General features: G+C 63.7%; 1 protein-coding gene. It reads right to left on the reverse strand.

Translation table 11 applies throughout. The features are described 5' to 3' along the window. A partial coding sequence (locus DNK49_RS23095) for an aromatic ring-hydroxylating oxygenase subunit alpha (protein WP_110530413.1) occupies positions 1-886 on the reverse strand: 886 nt, incomplete at both ends.

An 886-nucleotide genomic window follows, 5' to 3' on the forward strand; every position in this document is an offset into this window, starting at 1 on the left:
CGGATGCTGTGCGTCTTCACCGACCCATCCACCCCCTTGCCCGGCCTGGCGATCCCACGATTCCAGCGCGAAGCCAGCTTGCGCCACGTGATCGGCGAGATGTCCGTCGCCACCAGTTGCTCGTCGTCCCACCCCGTGCCGTCCGCGTAGAAGTTCTGCATCGCCTCGCGCGCATACAGATCGCAGTCGTTGAAACCGTGCAGGCACAGCGGCTTGTACACCCGCTCGAAACGGTAGGCGTGATCCTTGCGCTCCTCTTCGGTCTTGCACACCCGCACGATCACTTCCCAGTACTCATGCAGGTCGTCCGTGATCGGCACATACCACTCGTACTGCACCATGTGCTCGCCCGGCCAGTTCTCCACCATCAGCACGCCAGGCAGCACCACCGAGGTGCGGTAGGCACGACCATTGACCCCCTTCACCTCCAGACCCAGCGCTTCGTTCTTGAGCACCGGCGCCCACTTGTCCGTGAACAGCCACTGCATCATCCCCTTCGGACCCGCCTCGTCCTCCACCACCGTGATGCAGTCATCGGCGGTCGGCAAGATCCCCAGCGGCAGCACCCACTCCATCGCGTGAACAATCGTGTTGTCCTTGTGCACCAGAATGTGGGCGTTGTCGAAACCGTTCTCACACGCAATCCGCCAGTTGCCATACCCCGTCCGGTGCATCCCCAGCGCCACCGCGTCCTCGTCCAGCAGGCTCGGCGAGGCCGGCCACAGCGGGTGCGGGAAACGCTCGCTGTTCTCCGGAAAACGGAACGGCAGGTCCTGCGACAGCGGCGGTACGTCATCCAGCGAAAAATCGTCCTCACGCACGAACACGAACACCATCCCCGCCACCTCTTCGGTCGGGTAGCTGGTGATCCCCGTCGTCCCCACCA

This window comes from Parazoarcus communis SWub3 = DSM 12120 (assembly GCF_003226565.1).
GTDB classification, from domain to species: Bacteria; Pseudomonadota; Gammaproteobacteria; order Burkholderiales; family Rhodocyclaceae; genus Parazoarcus; species Parazoarcus communis.